At 63.8% G+C, this 15,673-nt stretch carries 14 protein-coding genes; 2 read left to right on the top strand and 12 right to left on the bottom strand.

Annotation, left to right across the window (positions count from 1 at the left end; translation table 11 throughout):
• Positions 1–112: 112 nt before the first annotated feature.
• From creD to rloA2, 4 genes are all read right to left on the bottom strand, one after another.
• The gene (gene creD, locus AC19YT_RS04160) at positions 113–1,477 is read right to left on the bottom strand and encodes a cell envelope integrity protein CreD (protein ID WP_095110919.1); all 1,365 of its coding nucleotides are present in this window, start codon (positions 1,475–1,477) and stop codon (positions 113–115) included.
• A 105-nt stretch (positions 1,478–1,582) separates the two neighbouring features.
• Positions 1,583–3,007: a two-component system sensor histidine kinase CreC gene (gene creC, locus AC19YT_RS04155; RefSeq protein WP_500609807.1), complete on the bottom strand. Its 1,425-nt coding sequence runs from the start codon at positions 3,005–3,007 to the stop codon at positions 1,583–1,585.
• The gene (creB, locus tag AC19YT_RS04150; RefSeq protein WP_500599899.1) at positions 3,007–3,687 is read right to left on the bottom strand and encodes a two-component system response regulator CreB; all 681 of its coding nucleotides are present in this window, start codon (positions 3,685–3,687) and stop codon (positions 3,007–3,009) included. Before creB ends, creC begins: the two co-directional genes overlap by 1 nt.
• Positions 3,688–3,748: 61 nt before the next feature.
• Positions 3,749–4,249, bottom strand: a complete 501-nt coding sequence (rloA2, locus tag AC19YT_RS04145) for a retropepsin-like aspartic peptidase RloA2 (protein WP_095110922.1) — start codon at positions 4,247–4,249, stop codon at positions 3,749–3,751.
• 174 nt (positions 4,250–4,423) lie between these two features.
• Between rloA2 and yihG the strand changes: the two genes are divergently transcribed.
• The gene (yihG, locus tag AC19YT_RS04140) at positions 4,424–5,311 is read left to right on the top strand and encodes a 1-acylglycerol-3-phosphate O-acyltransferase, YihG family (RefSeq protein WP_095110923.1); all 888 of its coding nucleotides are present in this window, start codon (positions 4,424–4,426) and stop codon (positions 5,309–5,311) included.
• Between the two features lies 1 nt (position 5,312).
• Here yihG and AC19YT_RS04135 read toward each other — a convergent pair whose 3' ends face one another.
• Positions 5,313–5,864, bottom strand: coding sequence for a DUF2780 domain-containing protein (locus AC19YT_RS04135; protein ID WP_095110924.1), 552 nt, complete (start codon positions 5,862–5,864; stop codon positions 5,313–5,315).
• A gap of 250 nt (positions 5,865–6,114) precedes the next feature.
• Here AC19YT_RS04135 and AC19YT_RS04130 point away from each other — a divergent pair, with 250 nt between their 5' ends.
• The gene (locus tag AC19YT_RS04130) at positions 6,115–6,462 is read left to right on the top strand and encodes a DUF3757 domain-containing protein (protein ID WP_095110925.1); all 348 of its coding nucleotides are present in this window, start codon (positions 6,115–6,117) and stop codon (positions 6,460–6,462) included.
• A 47-nt stretch (positions 6,463–6,509) separates the two neighbouring features.
• Here AC19YT_RS04130 and fdhA read toward each other — a convergent pair whose 3' ends face one another.
• From fdhA to glyA, 7 genes are all read right to left on the bottom strand, one after another.
• The gene (fdhA, locus tag AC19YT_RS04125; RefSeq protein ID WP_095110926.1) at positions 6,510–7,709 is read right to left on the bottom strand and encodes a formaldehyde dehydrogenase, glutathione-independent; all 1,200 of its coding nucleotides are present in this window, start codon (positions 7,707–7,709) and stop codon (positions 6,510–6,512) included.
• Between the two features lie 111 nt (positions 7,710–7,820).
• Entirely contained in the window at positions 7,821–8,678 is an 858-nt protein-coding gene (gene purU / locus AC19YT_RS04120) for a formyltetrahydrofolate deformylase (RefSeq protein WP_095110927.1), read from the bottom strand.
• A 68-nt stretch (positions 8,679–8,746) separates the two neighbouring features.
• Positions 8,747–9,379, bottom strand: coding sequence for a sarcosine oxidase subunit gamma (locus AC19YT_RS04115; RefSeq protein ID WP_500609806.1), 633 nt, complete (start codon positions 9,377–9,379; stop codon positions 8,747–8,749).
• A gap of 77 nt (positions 9,380–9,456) precedes the next feature.
• Entirely contained in the window at positions 9,457–12,474 is a 3,018-nt protein-coding gene (locus AC19YT_RS04110; protein ID WP_500609805.1) for a sarcosine oxidase subunit alpha, read from the bottom strand.
• Positions 12,471–12,800 carry a sarcosine oxidase subunit delta gene (locus AC19YT_RS04105; protein ID WP_095110930.1) on the bottom strand — a complete coding sequence of 110 codons (330 nt, stop codon included), beginning with the start codon at positions 12,798–12,800 and terminating at the stop codon, positions 12,471–12,473. Before AC19YT_RS04105 ends, AC19YT_RS04110 begins: the two co-directional genes overlap by 4 nt.
• A 15-nt stretch (positions 12,801–12,815) precedes the next feature.
• Positions 12,816–14,066 carry a sarcosine oxidase subunit beta gene (locus tag AC19YT_RS04100; protein WP_095110931.1) on the bottom strand — a complete coding sequence of 417 codons (1,251 nt, stop codon included), beginning with the start codon at positions 14,064–14,066 and terminating at the stop codon, positions 12,816–12,818.
• Positions 14,067–14,088: 22 nt separating this feature from the next.
• On the bottom strand, positions 14,089–15,342 hold the full coding sequence (gene glyA / locus AC19YT_RS04095) for a serine hydroxymethyltransferase (RefSeq protein WP_095110932.1): 1,254 nt from the start codon (positions 15,340–15,342) through the stop codon (positions 14,089–14,091).
• Positions 15,343–15,673: the final 331 nt, after the last annotated feature.

The raw sequence follows: 15,673 nt of genomic DNA, 5'->3' as shown, positions 1-15,673 counted from the left end.
GGGCGGCGCACCGCTTGCCCGCGATAGCGCCTGTAGGTCCCCCACAAAAACCTGCGCCAACCACATCACCAACCGTTCCCCTTCGCGCTGATCCTCGCGCAACCCCAGCGACCTACTCATCGGCCACCTCCAGCGCCTTGGCCGATTTGCCTGGGCCGATGCCGTACCAATCCAGTTTGCGCGTCAGCACCATGAACACCCCCAGCAAGCCGAACAGCAGCAGCGAGCCCATCAGCAGTGCGTAGTCTTCAGCGCTGAGCAAGCCGTAGAGCAAGCCGTACAGGGCCGCCAACCCCGCCGAAAAACTCAAGCCATGGCGGGCGCTGCGCAGCACGTGGCTGACGTAAAAGCCGATCAACACCACGCAGGCACTGGCCGACAGCAGGTACGCCAGGGCAAAGCCCAGGTGCTCGGACAACGACAACAGCAGCAAGTAGAAGAACGCCAAAGCCGCGCCCACCAGGGCGTATTGGATCGGGTGCACCGCCATGCTCTTGAGCACTTCAAAGAGAAAGAAGCCCGCAAAGGTCAAGGCAATGAACAGCAGCGCATATTTGATCGCCCGGTCGCTCTTGAGGTACTGGTCCACCGGGTCGATAAAGCTCACGCCAAAGCTGCGGCCGTTGAACTCCTCGCAGCGGGCGCCGTTGACGCAGGTGCTCATGGCTTCTTCGAGGTTGGTGGAGAAGAACGACGTCTGCCACTGGGCGGTAAAGCCGCTCTCGCCGATCTCGCGCCGGGTCGGCAGGTAGTTGCCGATAAAGCTGGGGTGGGGCCAGTTGGCCGCCAGTTTCACTTCGCTGGTTTTGCCCACCGGCGTCACTTGCAACTGGCCGGTGCCTTGCAAGCGCAGGTCGAAGCCGAACGGCAATTGCAAAGCCTTGGCCGGGTTCAGCGGCGGCAGGGCGACGCGCACGCCTTCACCCAACCAATCGACGTTGCTGCCGGGGATGAAGTCCAGGTCCTGGCCGTTGAACTGCAACGTGAGGGCGTTCTCGATGCCGCGGATATCGCTGATGCCAACCGCGACAAAGGCCTGCTCAAACTGATAGTCGGCAAAGTCTTCGTCGATACCCCACTGCGGGGGAATCACAAATTGGCCGCTGATGCGGTTATCGGCGTGGAACAGCCGCGCCTGGTAAATACCCCGCGAACGCAGTTCGGTCTGCACCTTACCGTCGAGCTCGAAACGCTCCGGCAGAAAGTACAGGCGCCCGCGCTGCTCACCGATTTCCTGGTAGCGCTGGTTGGTTTTTTCGTTGGTCTTCCAGGTGCGCACCACCTTGCGAAACGGCACGACCATGATCGGCCCGGTCAGTTGCTGGCTGTAGCTGGAGCTGCGGGCGATGTCTTCGAGCACGCCGTCGCGCAGTTGCTGGCGGTCCTGGATCATGCCGTCGATCATCAGCAGCGGAATCAACAACAGCACAATCAGTAGGGCAATGGCCCCTAGTTTTAAAGTCAGGCTGCGGTTCATGGGTGTCTCCCTGTTTGGATGGGGAGAGTCTGGGGCGCGTCGGTGGAGGCTTTATGGAGCGAATGTGGAGATTGTGTGGTGGTAGCAAGCGGGCCCGCCCGCAGGCTACTGGCAGGGGAGTAGGAGGGTAACTTGCACGCCGCCGTCGACATTGCCGATGCTCATGCGCCCGCCGTGCAGTTGCACCACTTCCTCGACGAAATTCAGGCCCAGGCCGGTGCTTTTGCGCCCGCTGTCGGGCCGTGGCAGGGAGTAGAAGCGCTCACAGAGCCTGGGCAAGGCATAGTCGGGAATGGCTGCGGCCTGGTTGAACAGCGTCACCTCGACCTGCTCGCCCCGCCGCTGGGCCTGCAGCCGCAGCAAACCGCCGGGCGGGGTGAAGTCGAGGGCGTTTTCCAGCAGGTTGCCCAGGGCCTGGCGCAGCAGGAACGGCTCGCCGATCAGGGCCAGGTCCGGGGCGATGGTGTGTTCGATGCGCACTTGCCGTGCCTCGATCCGCGCACTTTGCGCGCTGAGCAATTGTTCCCACAGCGGCGCCAATGGCACCGCCACCCGCTCTTCCAAACCTTGGCGCTGTTCCACCAGGGCCAGGTTCAGCAGGCGTTCGATCAACTGCTGCATGCGCGCGCTTTCACTGTCGATATTGCTCACGAAGCGCTGCTGCGCCGCCACCGGCATGTCGCCCTGGAGCAACTCCGCCGCGCCGCGAATCGCCGCCAATGGGCTCTTCAATTCGTGGGTCAGCGTGTGCACGTAGCGCTCGACGTAGGCCTTGCCCTCCAGTTGGGTGCGCATGTGCTCCACGGCGCTGGACAGTTGCGCCAGCTCACCACCGCGATAGTGCGGCACCTGGGCCCGGCGCCCTTCGCTGACGGCTTGGGCGTAGGCAGTGAGGCGGCGCAGCGAGCGGCTCAGCCACCACGACAGCAAGGCGCCGAACAACAGGCCCAGGCCGATCAGCGCCGCGCCGTACCACAGCAGCCGCCGCTCGGTGCGGTCGATATAGGGTTGCAGCGAGCTGTTGGGCTTGGCCACCGTGACCACGCCGATGATCCGGCCGTTATCGCGGATCGGCGCGCCCACGTGCATCACTGAAGAGGTGGAATCATGCGCATCGCTGCGGGTGGAACGTGCGCCGTATTCACCGCGCAGGGTCAGGTAGACGTCGTTCCAGCGCGAGTAATCCTGGCCCAGGGCCAGGCCGCTGGAGTCGAGCAACACGATGCCCTGGGCGTCGGTCACGTAGATGCGGTGGTTGACCTGGTTCTTCGCCAAACCCCAGATGCTGGCTGCTGGCTGGCGGTCGCCGTAGGCCTTGAGCAGTTGTGGCCAGCGGCTCTGGCCCAGGGTGCCGGCCTTGACGTCGTCGCGCAGGATCTCGGCCATCAGGTTGGCGGTGTCCACCAGGGTTTCTTCGGTGGACTGGCGCACGCCGGGGCGGATTTCTTCCATCACCGTGTTCAGTACGAAGTAGCTGGTGAGGCCGATGAACAGCGCGTACACCAGGAAAATCCGCACCCCCAGGGGCATCAGCCATGCTCCGGGCTGTAGCTGTAGCCCAGGCCCCGATGGGTCTGGATCGGCTCGGCGTTGGGCGCCACCAGGCGCAATTTGGCGCGCACGCTTTTGATATGGCTGTCGATGCTGCGCTCGTAGCCGGCATCCGCCGCCACGCCCAGGGCATCGAGCAATTGCTCGCGGCTGAACACCCGCTGCGGTTGCTCCAGCAGGCAGTGCAGCAAACGGAATTCGTGGCGGGTCAGGCTCAGGGGCTGGCCGCGGTAGGTAATCAACACGCGCTCGGCATCAACCTGGAACAGCGGGCTGCAACCGGCCAGCGTCACCCGTGGCGCCATGCGTTTGAGGATGGCACGCACCCGCGCCGCCACTTCCCGGGGGCTGAAGGGCTTGACCACATAATCGTCGGCACCGATCTCCAAACCCACCACCCGGTCGATCTCACCGTCACGGGCACTGAGGAACATCACCGGCACGTCACTGAAGCGCCGCAGTTGCTTGCACGTCTCGAAGCCGCTGATATCCGGCAGGCCGATATCGAGGATCAGCAGGTCCGCCGGGGTGTTGCGCTGGTGCTCAAGGGCCGCTGCGCCGAGGCTCAGCCAAGTGGTGGTGAAGCCCTCGCCCTGGAGGGCGAACACCAGGGTGTCGGCAATGGCCGCTTCGTCTTCGACAATCAGGATATGGGGCATGGCATCGGGCCAGGAGTGGAGTGCGCGAACGGTGCCCCAAGGCTGGGGCGCCGTCAATCGTTCAACAGTCAGGTTTGTCCGCGGTAAAACGCCGCGCCGGGTTCACCGCCGCATTGAATTCGCGCAGGGCCTTGGCGCCGATCAGCAACGGGTAGTTGAAGCTGCTGCGGTCGGTGAGGTTGACCTCCACCGTGCGCTTGACGTTGCCCAGGCACAGCTCTAGATCGACCACCGGGCGGCGCGCCGCTTCGGGGGTTTCTTCCTCGTCTTCGTCGGCGCGGCTCTTGATCTTGCTGATGCGCGCGACCTTGTGTTCGTAGACCTTGTTGCTCGCGCCCTTGGTCGCCAGGCGAAAGCGCACCCAGTCTTCGCCGTCGCGGGTGAAGGTTTCGATGTCCTTGGCCGACAGGGACGCGGTCAACGCGCCGGTGTCCATCTTGGCCTTGAGCACCTCACCGCCGATCTCCGGCAACTGGATGTATTCGTAGCGCCCGTACAGGGTCGGTTCGGCGGCCAGGGCCGGCAGGGCCACCAGGGTCAGCAGTGCGAGAAGGGATTTCACGTGGGCAATGTCCTTGGAGTGGAAGCAGCGGGATTTTAGACCCCGGGCCGCAGGTTGGTTCCTCAGTTGCTCAACATAACGAGGCGCGCGTGAAACATTCGTGACCCCGGCAAAGTTGGCCTGCGCCACTAAGCTGCTTATCATGCCCCGTCCCACATGACCCAAGAGTTGCTTATGCGCCGCCTGCTCACCGGCTGTCTGGTTACCCTGCTGCTACTGCTCAACACCCTCGTGCTGTTTGGCCCGCTAATGGTGTTCGCCCTGCTCAAACTCCTGCTGCCCGGCCGTGGCCGCGACTACGCCTCCTGGGCGGTGATGTGGATAGCCGAGACCTGGGCCGAAATCGACAAGCTTATTTTCGCCCTGTGCATCCCCACCCAATGGGACATCCGCGGCGGTGAAGGCCTGCGCCGCGACACCTCGTACCTAGTCATCAGCAACCACCAGTCCTGGGTCGATATCCCGGCGCTGATCCAGACCCTCAACCGGCGCACGCCGTTCTTCAAGTTCTTCCTCAAGAAAGAGCTGATCTGGGTGCCGTTCCTGGGCCTGGCCTGGTGGGCGCTGGATTACCCCTTCATGAAGCGCTACACCAAGGCGTTCCTGGCCAAGCACCCGGAACTGGCGGGCCAGGACTTGAAGATCACCCAACAGGCCTGCGAGCTGTTCAAGCGCCAACCGGTGACCGTGGTCAACTACCTCGAAGGCACGCGCTTCACCCCCGCCAAACGGGCGCAACAGCAATCACCCTTCAACTACCTGCTCAAGCCCAAGGCTGGCGGCGTGGCCTTTGTGCTGGCGGCGATGGGGGAGCAATTGGATGCGGTGCTGGATGTGACGGTGGTCTATCCGTCACAACGGATACCGGGGTTCTGGCGCCTGATTTGCGGCGACGTGCCCAAGGTCATCATCGATATCCGCACCCGCGAACTGGACCCGGCGCTGTGGCAGGGCGACTACGAAAACGACCCGGTGTTTCGCCAAACGGTGCAGAACTGGGTCAACCAGCTCTGGACCGAAAAGGACGCGCGCATCGCCGCGTTGCGCGACGAGCGCCCCTGAATCAACCGGCGCTGGCGCCCCAGATGCTGCCCAGGCTTTGCAGCAGTGGGCCGCCAACGCCCTGCTCGCCCAGGTACTTGAGCAACACCGGAGCAAACTGGCCGATCATGCCGCTGTCCATCCCCAGCGCGCCGAAGGCACTGTTCAGGTCGGCAGTGTTCTTCACGTTGCCCAGGGCGTTTTCCAGGCCTGCGGCTTTGCCGGAGGCGCCAAGCAAGCCGCTCAAGGCGCCCAACTGCCCGCCACCGGACAACTTGTCCAGCCCCGGTACGCTCTTGGCCAACTGCGAGTAATCGGTGGAACTGAGCTGGTTCTTCGCCAGCCCCAACATCGCACTGGTGCCGCCCACCGCTTGCTGCGGCGTGACGTCCAGCGCCGATAGCGCGCTGAGCAGGCCAGCGGTCTGGGAAGTCGGCGCCGCAGCGGCTGCCTTGTCACCGCCCTGCATGCTCGCCGCCGCGCCCACCACATCGTTCAAGCTAAAACCGGCAAACACCGGCCCGGCCGCCAGGGCCAAGAGCGAAGCCAAAACCAAACCGCGAGACATCTTCATCGGGAACCACTCCTGGGGCTAAATACGGGCCCGGAATCGGGCGCAAAGCTGCCGATAAGACCGGCAAACGGGGGGCATTGTTCCACAGCCTGGCGAACATTGGAGCCTTGAATGCGGCGACTGGAAAACGATCTAACCGCCTTTGGGCGCTAGTCGAAAACAGTCTAGATACCTGTCATATCTGACAGTTACTCCACTAGGCAAAATTGCCCACCATGAGCACTCCAACCACATAAAGGAGTACAGCCCCATGCACACGCAATTGATTGCAGCCGTCCTGGCCACGATGGCATTGATGGGTAATGTCTATGCCGAAGAGGATTTATCCATCTGCCCGAAGGTGTCTGAGATCACGTCAGAAGGGAATGGCAAAGAAGGAAACCTCGCCGGCTTCACCTACACGGCCAAAGGAGTCGATGGGAAAGAGTGGACGGGAGAAACCATGGCCACCGACGACGACTTCCTGGACGCGAAGTACGCGCTCAAAGCCGAGTCGGTAGAGACTCAAGGCGCAAAGGTCATCTGCTCCTATGGCGGCACCGCTGTGACCGAAGGCGAGTTCGTTTCTAAGCCTTACTTGAAGATGGTGCGCCAGTAGGTGTCGTAGCAAGCGGGCTCGCCCACTTGCTACTTCCGCCAAAGGGTTTAGGCCGCGCTAAACAGCTTGTGCGGGTCGATCACAAACTTCTTCGGCACGCCGGCATCGAACTCGCCGTAGCCACGGGGGGCGTCGTCGAGGCTGATGACTTCCACACCGACAATATCGGCGATCTTGATGCGATCCCACATGATGGCTTGCATCAGTTGGCGGTTGTACTTCATCACCGGGGTCTGGCCGGTGTGGAAGCTATGGGACTTGGCCCAGCCCAGGCCGAAGCGGATGCTCAGGCTGCCCATTTTCGCCGCGGCGTCCACCGCGCCCGGGTCTTCGGTGACATACAGGCCGGGGATACCGATCTTGCCCGCCACCCGCACCACGCCCATCAGGGAGTTGAGCACCGTGGCCGGGGCTTCGTGTTTCACGCCGTCATGGCCGTGGCCGCGGGCCTCGAAACCGACGCAATCCACTGCACAATCCACCTCAGGCTCGCCCAGCAGCGCGGCGATCTGTTCGTGCAGCGGCGTGTCCTTGGACAGGTCGACCACCTCAAAACCCTGGCCCTTGGCGTGAGCGAGGCGGATGGAGTTGACGTCACCGATTATCACCACCGCCGCCCCCAGCAGGCGCGCCGATGCGGCCGCCGCCAGGCCCACCGGGCCGGCCCCGGCGATGTACACCGTGCTGCCCGGACCGACGCCGGCGGTGACCGCACCGTGGTAGCCGGTGGGGAGGATGTCGGAGAGGCAAGTCAGGTCGCGGATTTTCTCCATGGCCTTGTCGCGGTCCGGGAGCTTCAACAGGTTGAAATCGGCGTACGGCACCAGCACATATTCGGCCTGCCCGCCGGTCCAGTCGCCCATGTCCACATAACCGTAGGCGCCACCGGCGCGGGCCGGGTTGACGGTCAGGCACACGCCGGTGTGCTGCTCCTTGCAGGAACGGCAGCGGCCGCATGCCACGTTGAACGGCACCGACACCAGGTCGCCGAGCTTCAGGTTCTCGACGTCGCTGCCTTTCTCGATCACCTCACCGGTGATTTCGTGCCCTAGCACCAAACCGGTCTGGGCCGTGGTGCGGCCACGCACCATGTGCTGGTCGGAGCCACAGATATTGGTGGAGACCACGCGCAGGATGACGCCGTGTTCAATCTTGCGGCCACGGGGATCCTGCATTTTCGGATAGTCGATTTTCTGCACTTCGACCTTACCGTTGCCGAGATATACGACACCACGATTGTCAGACATGTCAGTCACCTTTACTCATTTGTTGTTATGAAAAATCAGGAAGCGATTTGAGCGGCAAGCTACAAGCTGCAAGTGGTGTGCGGTGTAATGCCCTTACTTGCCGCTCGCCACTCAAAGCACCACCGTTCTGTTGGCATTCAAAAAGACCCTGCGCTCAATGTGATAACCCACCGCCCGGGCCAGGGTCTGGCCTTCGATGTCGCGGCCCTTGGCGATCAGGTCTTCGGGGTAGTGGCTGTGGTCCACCACTTCCACGCCCTGGGCGATGATCGGGCCTTCGTCCAGGTCGTTGTTGATGTAGTGCGCCGTGGCGCCCACCAGTTTCACGCCTTTGTTGTAGGCCTGGTGGTAGGGCTTGGCGCCCTTGAAACCGGGCAGCAGGGAGTGGTGGATATTGATCGCCTTGCCGTCCAGGCGCCGGCACAACTCCGGCGACAGCACTTGCATGTAGCGCGCAAGGATCACCAATTCGGCGCCCGCCTCCTCGATGATCTGCAGCACCTGGCGCTCCTGGGACGGTTTGTCGTTGGGGTCCAGGGGAAAGTGGTAGTAGGGGATCTGGTGCCAGTCGGCCAGGGGCTTGAGGTCCGGGTGGTTGGACACCACCGCCACCACCTCCATCGCCAACTGGCCGATGCGCTGGCGGTAGAGCAGGTCGTTGAGGCAGTGGTCGGCCTTGGACACCATGATGACCACCTTGGGCCGGTGGTGCGGCGGGGTCAGCTCGAAGACCATGCCAAAGGCAATGCCCCGCTCGGCCAGGCCGGCACGAAAGGCGAGTTCGTCAAAACCTTCGGGCTGGCGGAACTCCACGCGAATGAAAAACCGCCCCGAGAGCCGGTCATCGAAGGAATGGTGTTCGGTGACGTAACAGCCTTGCTCGAACAGAAAACGGGTCACCGCATCCACCGTACCCAGCACGCTGGGGCAGTCGGCGGTCAAAATCCATGTGTCGGGGGCGCGGCTCATTGCTCGGTGACTCCTCTGGGTGACGGGCCCGGGTAGCAAGCGGGCTTGCTACCCGGGGCAGTGTCATATCAGGCCTGCACGTTCAGGCCATACTCGGCCGCGGCGTCCTGCAACCACAACCACCAGTAATCCGAGAAGCTACGGCGGATCAGCAGTTCCCAGGTGTCGGGCGCGGTATGGCGGATCACCAGTTGGGATTTGGCGAACACCGTGCCCACGGCCTTGCCCACCGGGAAGTTGTTGGGGTGCACGTCGTAGCTGGTGGATTTCATCAGCACCTGGCGCACGTTCGGGCCGCTGAGTTCGAGGATCTGCTGGCCGCCGCTGACGTTAACGATCTGGATATGCAGCTCGCCCAACGCTTCGCGTAGTTTCTGTTCGGCAACGAATTCTTCACCGCCCGGCAGCACCAGCAGCCACTCGTCCGGGCCGAGCCATTGCAGGCTGGTCTCGCCCTTGACGATCACAGCCAGCGCGCCGGGCAGTTCGATACCCAAAGCCTTGTGCACGCCGGCGGCGAAGGCCGGGTCGTGGCCGTCGCCCCGGATCGTGAGGTGGCCCAGGAGTTTGCGTTCGCGCACGGTCACGCCGGCGCTTTTGCGGCCCTTGCCGGCCAGGCTGGCGAGGTCGGCGTGATGCAGCGAAGATTCGGCTCTGGCCCCCGTAGTGGGGCGTTGTTGGTAAACGTTGGCTGCGGTCATAAAGCACCTGTGCGAATTCTGTGGTGGCTGTTCTGGCCTCACCGGGGGCAAGCCCCCGATGCAGGCGCGTGGGTCCGTCAGATGTTCTGGCGATCGCCTTTAGGGTCGAAGAACACTGAGGAAACGATCTCGGCCTCGATCACGCTGCCGTCCGCCTGGGGCGAGAACACCCGCTCACCGAGGCGCTTCAAGCCGCCCTTGACCACCGCCATCGCAAACGAATAGCCGAGGGAGTTGTGGGCATAACTGGAGGTGACGTGGCCGACCATCTTCATCGGGATCGTCTGCTTGGGGTCGAACACCAGTTGCGCGCCTTCCGGCAGCCACACCTTCGGGTCGATGGGCTTGAGGCCCACCAGTTGCTTGCGCTCGTCACGCACGCAGTCCTCGCGGTTCATTCCGCGCCAGCCGATCCACGAGAACGGCTTGGTGCGGCCCACGCACCAGCCCATGTTCAGGTCGTCGGGGGTCATGGAGCCGTCGGTGTCCTGGCCGACGATGATGAAACCCTTCTCGGCCCGCAGCACGTGCATGGTCTCGGTGCCGTAGGGGGTCAGGTTGTACGGTTTGCCGGCCTCGACGATTTTTTCCAGTACGCCCATGGCGTAGTCGGCCTGCACGTTGACCTCGTAGGACAGCTCGCCGGTGAACGAGATGCGGAACACCCGCGCCGGTACGCCGCCCACCAGGCCTTCTTTCCAGGTCATGAACGGGAAGCCGTCCTTGTCCAGGTCGATGTCGGTGACTTCGCTGAGCAGCTTGCGGCTGTTGGGGCCCGACAGGGTCATGGTCGCCCAGTGGTCGGTGACCGAAGTGAAGTACACCTTCAGGTCCGGCCATTCGGTTTGTTGGTAGATCTCCAGCCACTGCAACACGCGGGCCGCGCCGCCGGTGGTGGTGGTCATCAGGAAGTGGTTGTCGGCCAGGCATGCCGTCACGCCGTCGTCGAAGACCATGCCGTCTTCCTTGCACATCAAGCCGTAGCGGGCCTTGCCCACGTCGAGTTTGGTCCAGGCGTTGGAGTAGATGCGGTTGAGAAACTCACGGGCGTCGGGGCCCTGGATGTCGATCTTGCCCAGGGTGGAGGCGTCGAGCAGGCCCACGCTGTCGCGCACCGCCAGGCATTCGCGCTTGACCGCCGCGTGCAGGTCTTCGCCATTGCGTGGGAAGTACCAAGGGCGTTTCCATTGGCCGACGTCCTCGAACTCGGCGCCGTTCTTCACGTGCCAGGCGTGCAGCGCGGTGTAGCGCACCGGCTCGAAAATATGCCCGCAATGGCGGCCCGCCACGGCGCCGAAGGTCACCGGCGTGTAGTTGGGGCGGAACATGGTGGTGCCCATCTGGGGGATGGTCACGTTCAGCGAGCGGGCGGCGATGGCCAGGCCATTGACGTTGCCCAGCTTGCCTTGGTCGGTGCCGAACCCCAGGGCGGTGTAGCGCTTGACGTGCTCCACCGACTCGAAGCCTTCACGGGTGGCCAGTTCGATGGCAGCGGCGGTGACGTCGTTTTGCAGGTCGACGAATTGCTTGGGCGCCCGCGCCGTGGTTTTTTCGTGGGGCACTTGGAACAGCGCCAGGGTTGGCTCTTCGAGGCGGCTCAGGGCCTTGGGCAACACCCCTTGCACCGCGCCGAAACCCGCTTCGCTGGCAGCACGCACGCCGCCCTCGAAACCGTCGGCCAGGGAATCCCCCAGGCCATACACGCCGTTGATACCGCCGACGCACACGCGTTTTTGCGGGGCATTGCCCGGCACAAAGCCCAGGATGTCTTCGCGCCAGGTCGGTTTGCCGCCCAGGTGCGAGGCGAGGTGGACCACTGGGCTGTAGCCGCCGGAGCTGGCCACCAGGTCGCAGTCCAGCCATTCGCCGGGGCTGGTGACGGTGTGGGCACGCACGTCGATGGCGGCGACCCGGGCACCCGTCACGTGCTTGCTGCCACGAGCCTCGATCACTGCACTGCCGGTGAGGATGCGGATGCCTTTGGCCCGCGCCTCTTCCACCAACGCACCGCGTGGGTTGTGGCGGGCATCGGCCACGGCCACCACGGCCAGGCCTGCGTCGAACCAGTCCAGGGCCACGCGGTAGGCGTGGTCGTTGTTGGTCGAGAGCAAGAGTTTTTTACCCGGCGCCACACCGTAACGGCGCACGTAGGTAGACACCGCGCCGGCGAGCATATTGCCCGGCACATCGTTGTTGCCGTACACCAGCGGCCGCTCGCAGGCGCCGGTGGCCAGCACCACGCGCTTGGCCCGCACACGGTGGATACGCTGGCGCACCTGGCCGATGGGCGCACGGTCGCCGAGGTGGTCGGTGAGGCGTTCATGAATGGTCAGGAAGTTGTGGTCGTGGTAGCCGTTGACCGTGGCGCGCGGCAACAGCAGCACGTCGGGCAGCACTTTCAATTCGGCGATGACGCTGGCCACCCAATCCATGGCCGGTTTGCCGTCCAGGCTCTCGCGTGAATCCAGCAGGCTACCGCCGAACTCTTCCTGCTCATCGGCAAGGATTACCCGCGCACCACTGCGCGCGGCGGCCAGGGCGGCGGCCAGCCCGGCGGGGCCGGCGCCGACGATCAGCACGTCGCAGTGCTGGTTCATGTAGTCGTAGGTGTCCGGGTCGTTCTCGGTGGGCGAGCGGCCCAGGCCCGCAGCTTTGCGGATGTACTTCTCGTAGGTCATCCAGAACGACTGCGGGTACATGAAGGTTTTGTAGTAGAAACCCGGCGGCATCTGCTTGCCGCCGACCTTGCCAAGAATGCCCATCACGTCGTTGTTCACGCTTGGCCAGCCGTTGGTGCTGGTGGCGACCAACCCTTGATACAGCGCCTGCTGGGTGGCGCGCACGTTGGGGATCTGCGTCGCTTCGGTGGCGCCGATCTGCAGCACCGCATTGGGCTCCTCGGCACCGGCAGCGAAGATGCCGCGCGGGCGCGAATACTTGAAGCTGCGCCCAATGATGTCCACGCCGTTGGCCAACAGGGCCGCGGCCAGGGTGTCGCCCTCAAAGCCCTTGTAGCTCTGGCCGTTGAACGTGAAGGTCAAGGCTTTGGTGCGGTCGATCCGGCCACCGTTGGCCAGGCGATTGATCTGGCTCATACCTTCTCTCCCAAGGCCGGCGCGGCCGCTTTGGTGTCGCCTGCGCTGGCCGTGAATTGCGGCCGGGTGCCGATCTTGTAGGTTTCAAGAATTTCGTAGGTGAGGGTGTCGCGGGTGGCGTTGAAATACTGGCGGCAACCGGCAGCGTGAATCCACAACTCGTGATGCAGGCCACGGGGGTTGTCGCGAAAGAACATGTAGTCGCCCCACTGCTCATCGGTGCAGGCGTTAGGGTCCAGCGGGCGCGGGATGTGGGCCTGGCCGGAGGCGTGGAATTCCTCTTCCGAGCGCAGCTCGCCGCAATGAGGACAGAAGATATGCAACATAGGGAATTTCTCCTGTTAGTGGGCGACGGCCGCAGCGCCGTGTTCGTCGATCAACGCACCGTTGTGGAACCGGTCGATGGAAAAAGGTGCCGCCAAGGGGTGCATTTCGCCCTTGGCCAGGCTGGCCGCGAAGACGTTGCCCGAGCCCGGCGTGGCCTTGAAGCCGCCCGTACCCCAGCCGCAGTTGAAGAACATGTTCGGCACCGGGGTCTTGGAGATGATCGGGCAGGCGTCCGGCGTGGTATCGACGATGCCGCCCCATTGGCGGTTCATGCGTACCCGCGAAAGCACCGGGAACATCTCGACGATGGCCTGGATGGTGTGCTCGATCACCGGGTACGAGCCACGCTGGCCGTAGCCGTTGTAGCCGTCGATGCCGGCGCCGATCACCAGGTCGCCCTTGTCGGACTGGCTGATATAGCCGTGCACCGCGTTGGACATAATCACGCTGTCGATGATCGGTTTGATCGGCTCCGAAACCAGCGCTTGCAGCGGATGGGATTCGATCGGCAGGCGGAACCCCGCAAGGCCGGCCATGTGCCCGGAGTTACCGGCCGTAACCACGCCGACGCGCTTGGCACCGATAAAACCCTTGTTGGTTTCGACGCCGATGCACACGCCGTTTTCCTTACGAAAACCGATGACTTCGGTCTGCTGGATCAGGTCCACGCCCAGGGCATCCGCCGCCCGGGCAAAGCCCCAGGCCACGGCATCGTGGCGGGCCACGCCGCCGCGCCGTTGCACGGTGGCGCCCAGCACGGGGTAGCGGGTGCTTTTCGAGCAATCCAGGTACGGGATTTCGTCGGCCACTTGCTGGGCGTTGAGCAATTCGCCGTCAACGCCGTTAAGGCGGTTGGCGCTGACCCGGCGCTCGGAGTCGCGGATGTCCTGCAGGGTGTGGCACAGGTTGTAGACACCACGCTGGGAGAACATCACGTTGTAGTTGAGGTCCTGGGACAGGCCTTCCCAGAGCTTCATCGCATGTTCGTAGAGGTGCGCCGACTCGTCCCACAGGTAGTTGGAGCGCACGATGGTGGTGTTGCGCGCCGTGTTGCCGCCGCCCAGCCAGCCTTTCTCGACCACGGCCACGTTGGTGATGCCGTGCTCCTTGGCCAGGTAATAGGCCGTGGCCAGGCCATGCCCGCCGCCGCCGACGATGACCACGTCATAGACTTTTTTCGGGGTGGGCGTGCGCCACATGCGCTGCCAGTTTTCGTGGTGGCTTAAGGAGTGCTTGAAGAGGCCGAAGCCCGAATAGCGTTGCATAGTCGTTACTCCAAAACCGCGCTCAGCGATAAACCGGGAAGTCCGCGCACAGGGCCGCGACATGGCGCGCCACATTGGCCTCGACATCGGCATCGCCGAGGTTGTCGAGGATGTCGCAGATCCAGCCGGCCAGTTCCACGCACTGGCTGACCTTGAAGCCGCGCGTGGTCACCGCCGGGGTGCCGATGCGCAGGCCCGAGGTGACGAACGGCGACTGCGGGTCGTTGGGCACCGCGTTCTTGTTCACCGTGATGTGCGCCCGGCCCAGGGCCGCGTCCGCGTCCTTGCCGGTCAGGCCCTGGCGGATCAGGCTGACCAGGAACAAATGGTTGTCGGTGCCGCCGGACACTACATCGTAGCCGCGTTTGATAAACACGCCGGCCATGGCCTGGGCGTTGTCGATCACCTGCTGCTGGTAAACCTTGAAGCCAGGCTCCAGGGCCTCCTTGAAGCACACCGCTTTACCGGCGATGACGTGCATCAGTGGGCCGCCCTGGGCACCGGGGAACACCGCGGCGTTGAGTTTTTTCTCGATCGCTTCGTTGGCCTTGGCCAGGATCAAGCCGCCACGGGGGCCGCGCAGGGTCTTGTGGGTGGTGGTGGTGACCACGTCGGCGTAGGGCAGCGGGTTCGGGTACAGGCCGGCGGCGACCAACCCGGCGACGTGGGCCATATCGACGAACAGCAGCGCGCCGACCTTATCGGCGATCTGGCGAAAGCGCGGGAAATCCAGGGTCTTGGAATAGGCCGAGAAGCCGGCAACGATCATCTTCGGCTGGCATTCCACCGCCAAGCGCTCGACTTCGTCGTAGTCGATCAGCCCGGTGCGGGTGTCGATGCCGTACTGCACGGCGTTATACAGCTTGCCCGAAGACGACACCTTGGCGCCGTGGGTCAGGTGCCCGCCGTGGGCCAGGCTCATGCCCAAAATCGTGTCGCCGGGCTGGATCAAGGCCAGGTACACGGCGCTGTTGGCCGAGGACCCGGAGTGGGGCTGGACGTTGGCGTAATCGGCGCCAAACAGCTGCTTGGCGCGCTCGATGGCCAGCGCCTCGACCTTGTCCACGTGCTCGCAACCGCCGTAGTAGCGCTTACCCGGGTAGCCTTCGGCGTACTTGTTGGTCAGGCCGCTGCCCTGGGCCTGCATCACCCGCTTGCTGGTGTAGTTCTCCGACGCGATGAGTTCGATGTGGTCTTCCTGGCGTTGCTCCTCGGCATTCATCGCCGCCAGCAGTGCATCGTCATAACCCTGGATCTGGTCTTGCTTGCTGAACATCGCATCTCTCCCAGCGGCGGCGCTGCGCCATTCGTCTCGGTGAGGCAAAAGCCCTTAAGGCCGTGCCCTTTGGATGCGATGGTAGGGCTGGCGCAGGCCGGCCAAATGCCCATGGACGCCACGCAGGGGTTTGTTTGCGACATGGGCGGCCAGCGGCCATTCGCGCATTGCGGCTAAACACTCCCCGGCAGTACTGGCGCGGCGCTCAATGGGCGAAAAACCTCTCATACGCCAGCTCCAAACGCTGCAAGAAACCGGGGTCCGGCGCGGTGGATAACCGATGGATCGCCCGGCGGTTCATGTAGTGCCGGGCATGCACCCACGCGCCGAA

The sequence above is a fragment of the Pseudomonas sp. MF08875 genome, from assembly GCF_059862525.1.
The sequence above is the reverse complement of the archived record's forward strand: the minus strand, read 5'-3'. Positions and strand labels throughout refer to the sequence as shown.

Coding starts and splice junctions, on each gene's coding strand:
- yihG (WP_095110923.1), top strand. CDS start 4,424: ATGCGCCGCCTGCTCACCGGCTGTCTGGTTACCCTGCTGCTACTGCTC.
- fdhA (WP_095110926.1), bottom strand. CDS start 7,709: ATGTCTGACAATCGTGGTGTCGTATATCTCGGCAACGGTAAGGTCGAA.
- AC19YT_RS04105 (WP_095110930.1), bottom strand. CDS start 12,800: ATGTTGCATATCTTCTGTCCTCATTGCGGCGAGCTGCGCTCGGAAGAG.
- AC19YT_RS04110 (WP_500609805.1), bottom strand. CDS start 12,474: ATGAGCCAGATCAATCGCCTGGCCAACGGTGGCCGGATCGACCGCACC.
- AC19YT_RS04135 (WP_095110924.1), bottom strand. CDS start 5,864: ATGAAGATGTCTCGCGGTTTGGTTTTGGCTTCGCTCTTGGCCCTGGCG.
- AC19YT_RS04130 (WP_095110925.1), top strand. CDS start 6,115: ATGCACACGCAATTGATTGCAGCCGTCCTGGCCACGATGGCATTGATG.
- creB (WP_500599899.1), bottom strand. CDS start 3,687: ATGCCCCATATCCTGATTGTCGAAGACGAAGCGGCCATTGCCGACACC.
- purU (WP_095110927.1), bottom strand. CDS start 8,678: ATGAGCCGCGCCCCCGACACATGGATTTTGACCGCCGACTGCCCCAGC.
- AC19YT_RS04115 (WP_500609806.1), bottom strand. CDS start 9,379: ATGACCGCAGCCAACGTTTACCAACAACGCCCCACTACGGGGGCCAGA.
- glyA (WP_095110932.1), bottom strand. CDS start 15,342: ATGTTCAGCAAGCAAGACCAGATCCAGGGTTATGACGATGCACTGCTG.
- creD (WP_095110919.1), bottom strand. CDS start 1,477: ATGAACCGCAGCCTGACTTTAAAACTAGGGGCCATTGCCCTACTGATT.
- creC (WP_500609807.1), bottom strand. CDS start 3,007: ATGCCCCTGGGGGTGCGGATTTTCCTGGTGTACGCGCTGTTCATCGGC.
- AC19YT_RS04100 (WP_095110931.1), bottom strand. CDS start 14,066: ATGCAACGCTATTCGGGCTTCGGCCTCTTCAAGCACTCCTTAAGCCAC.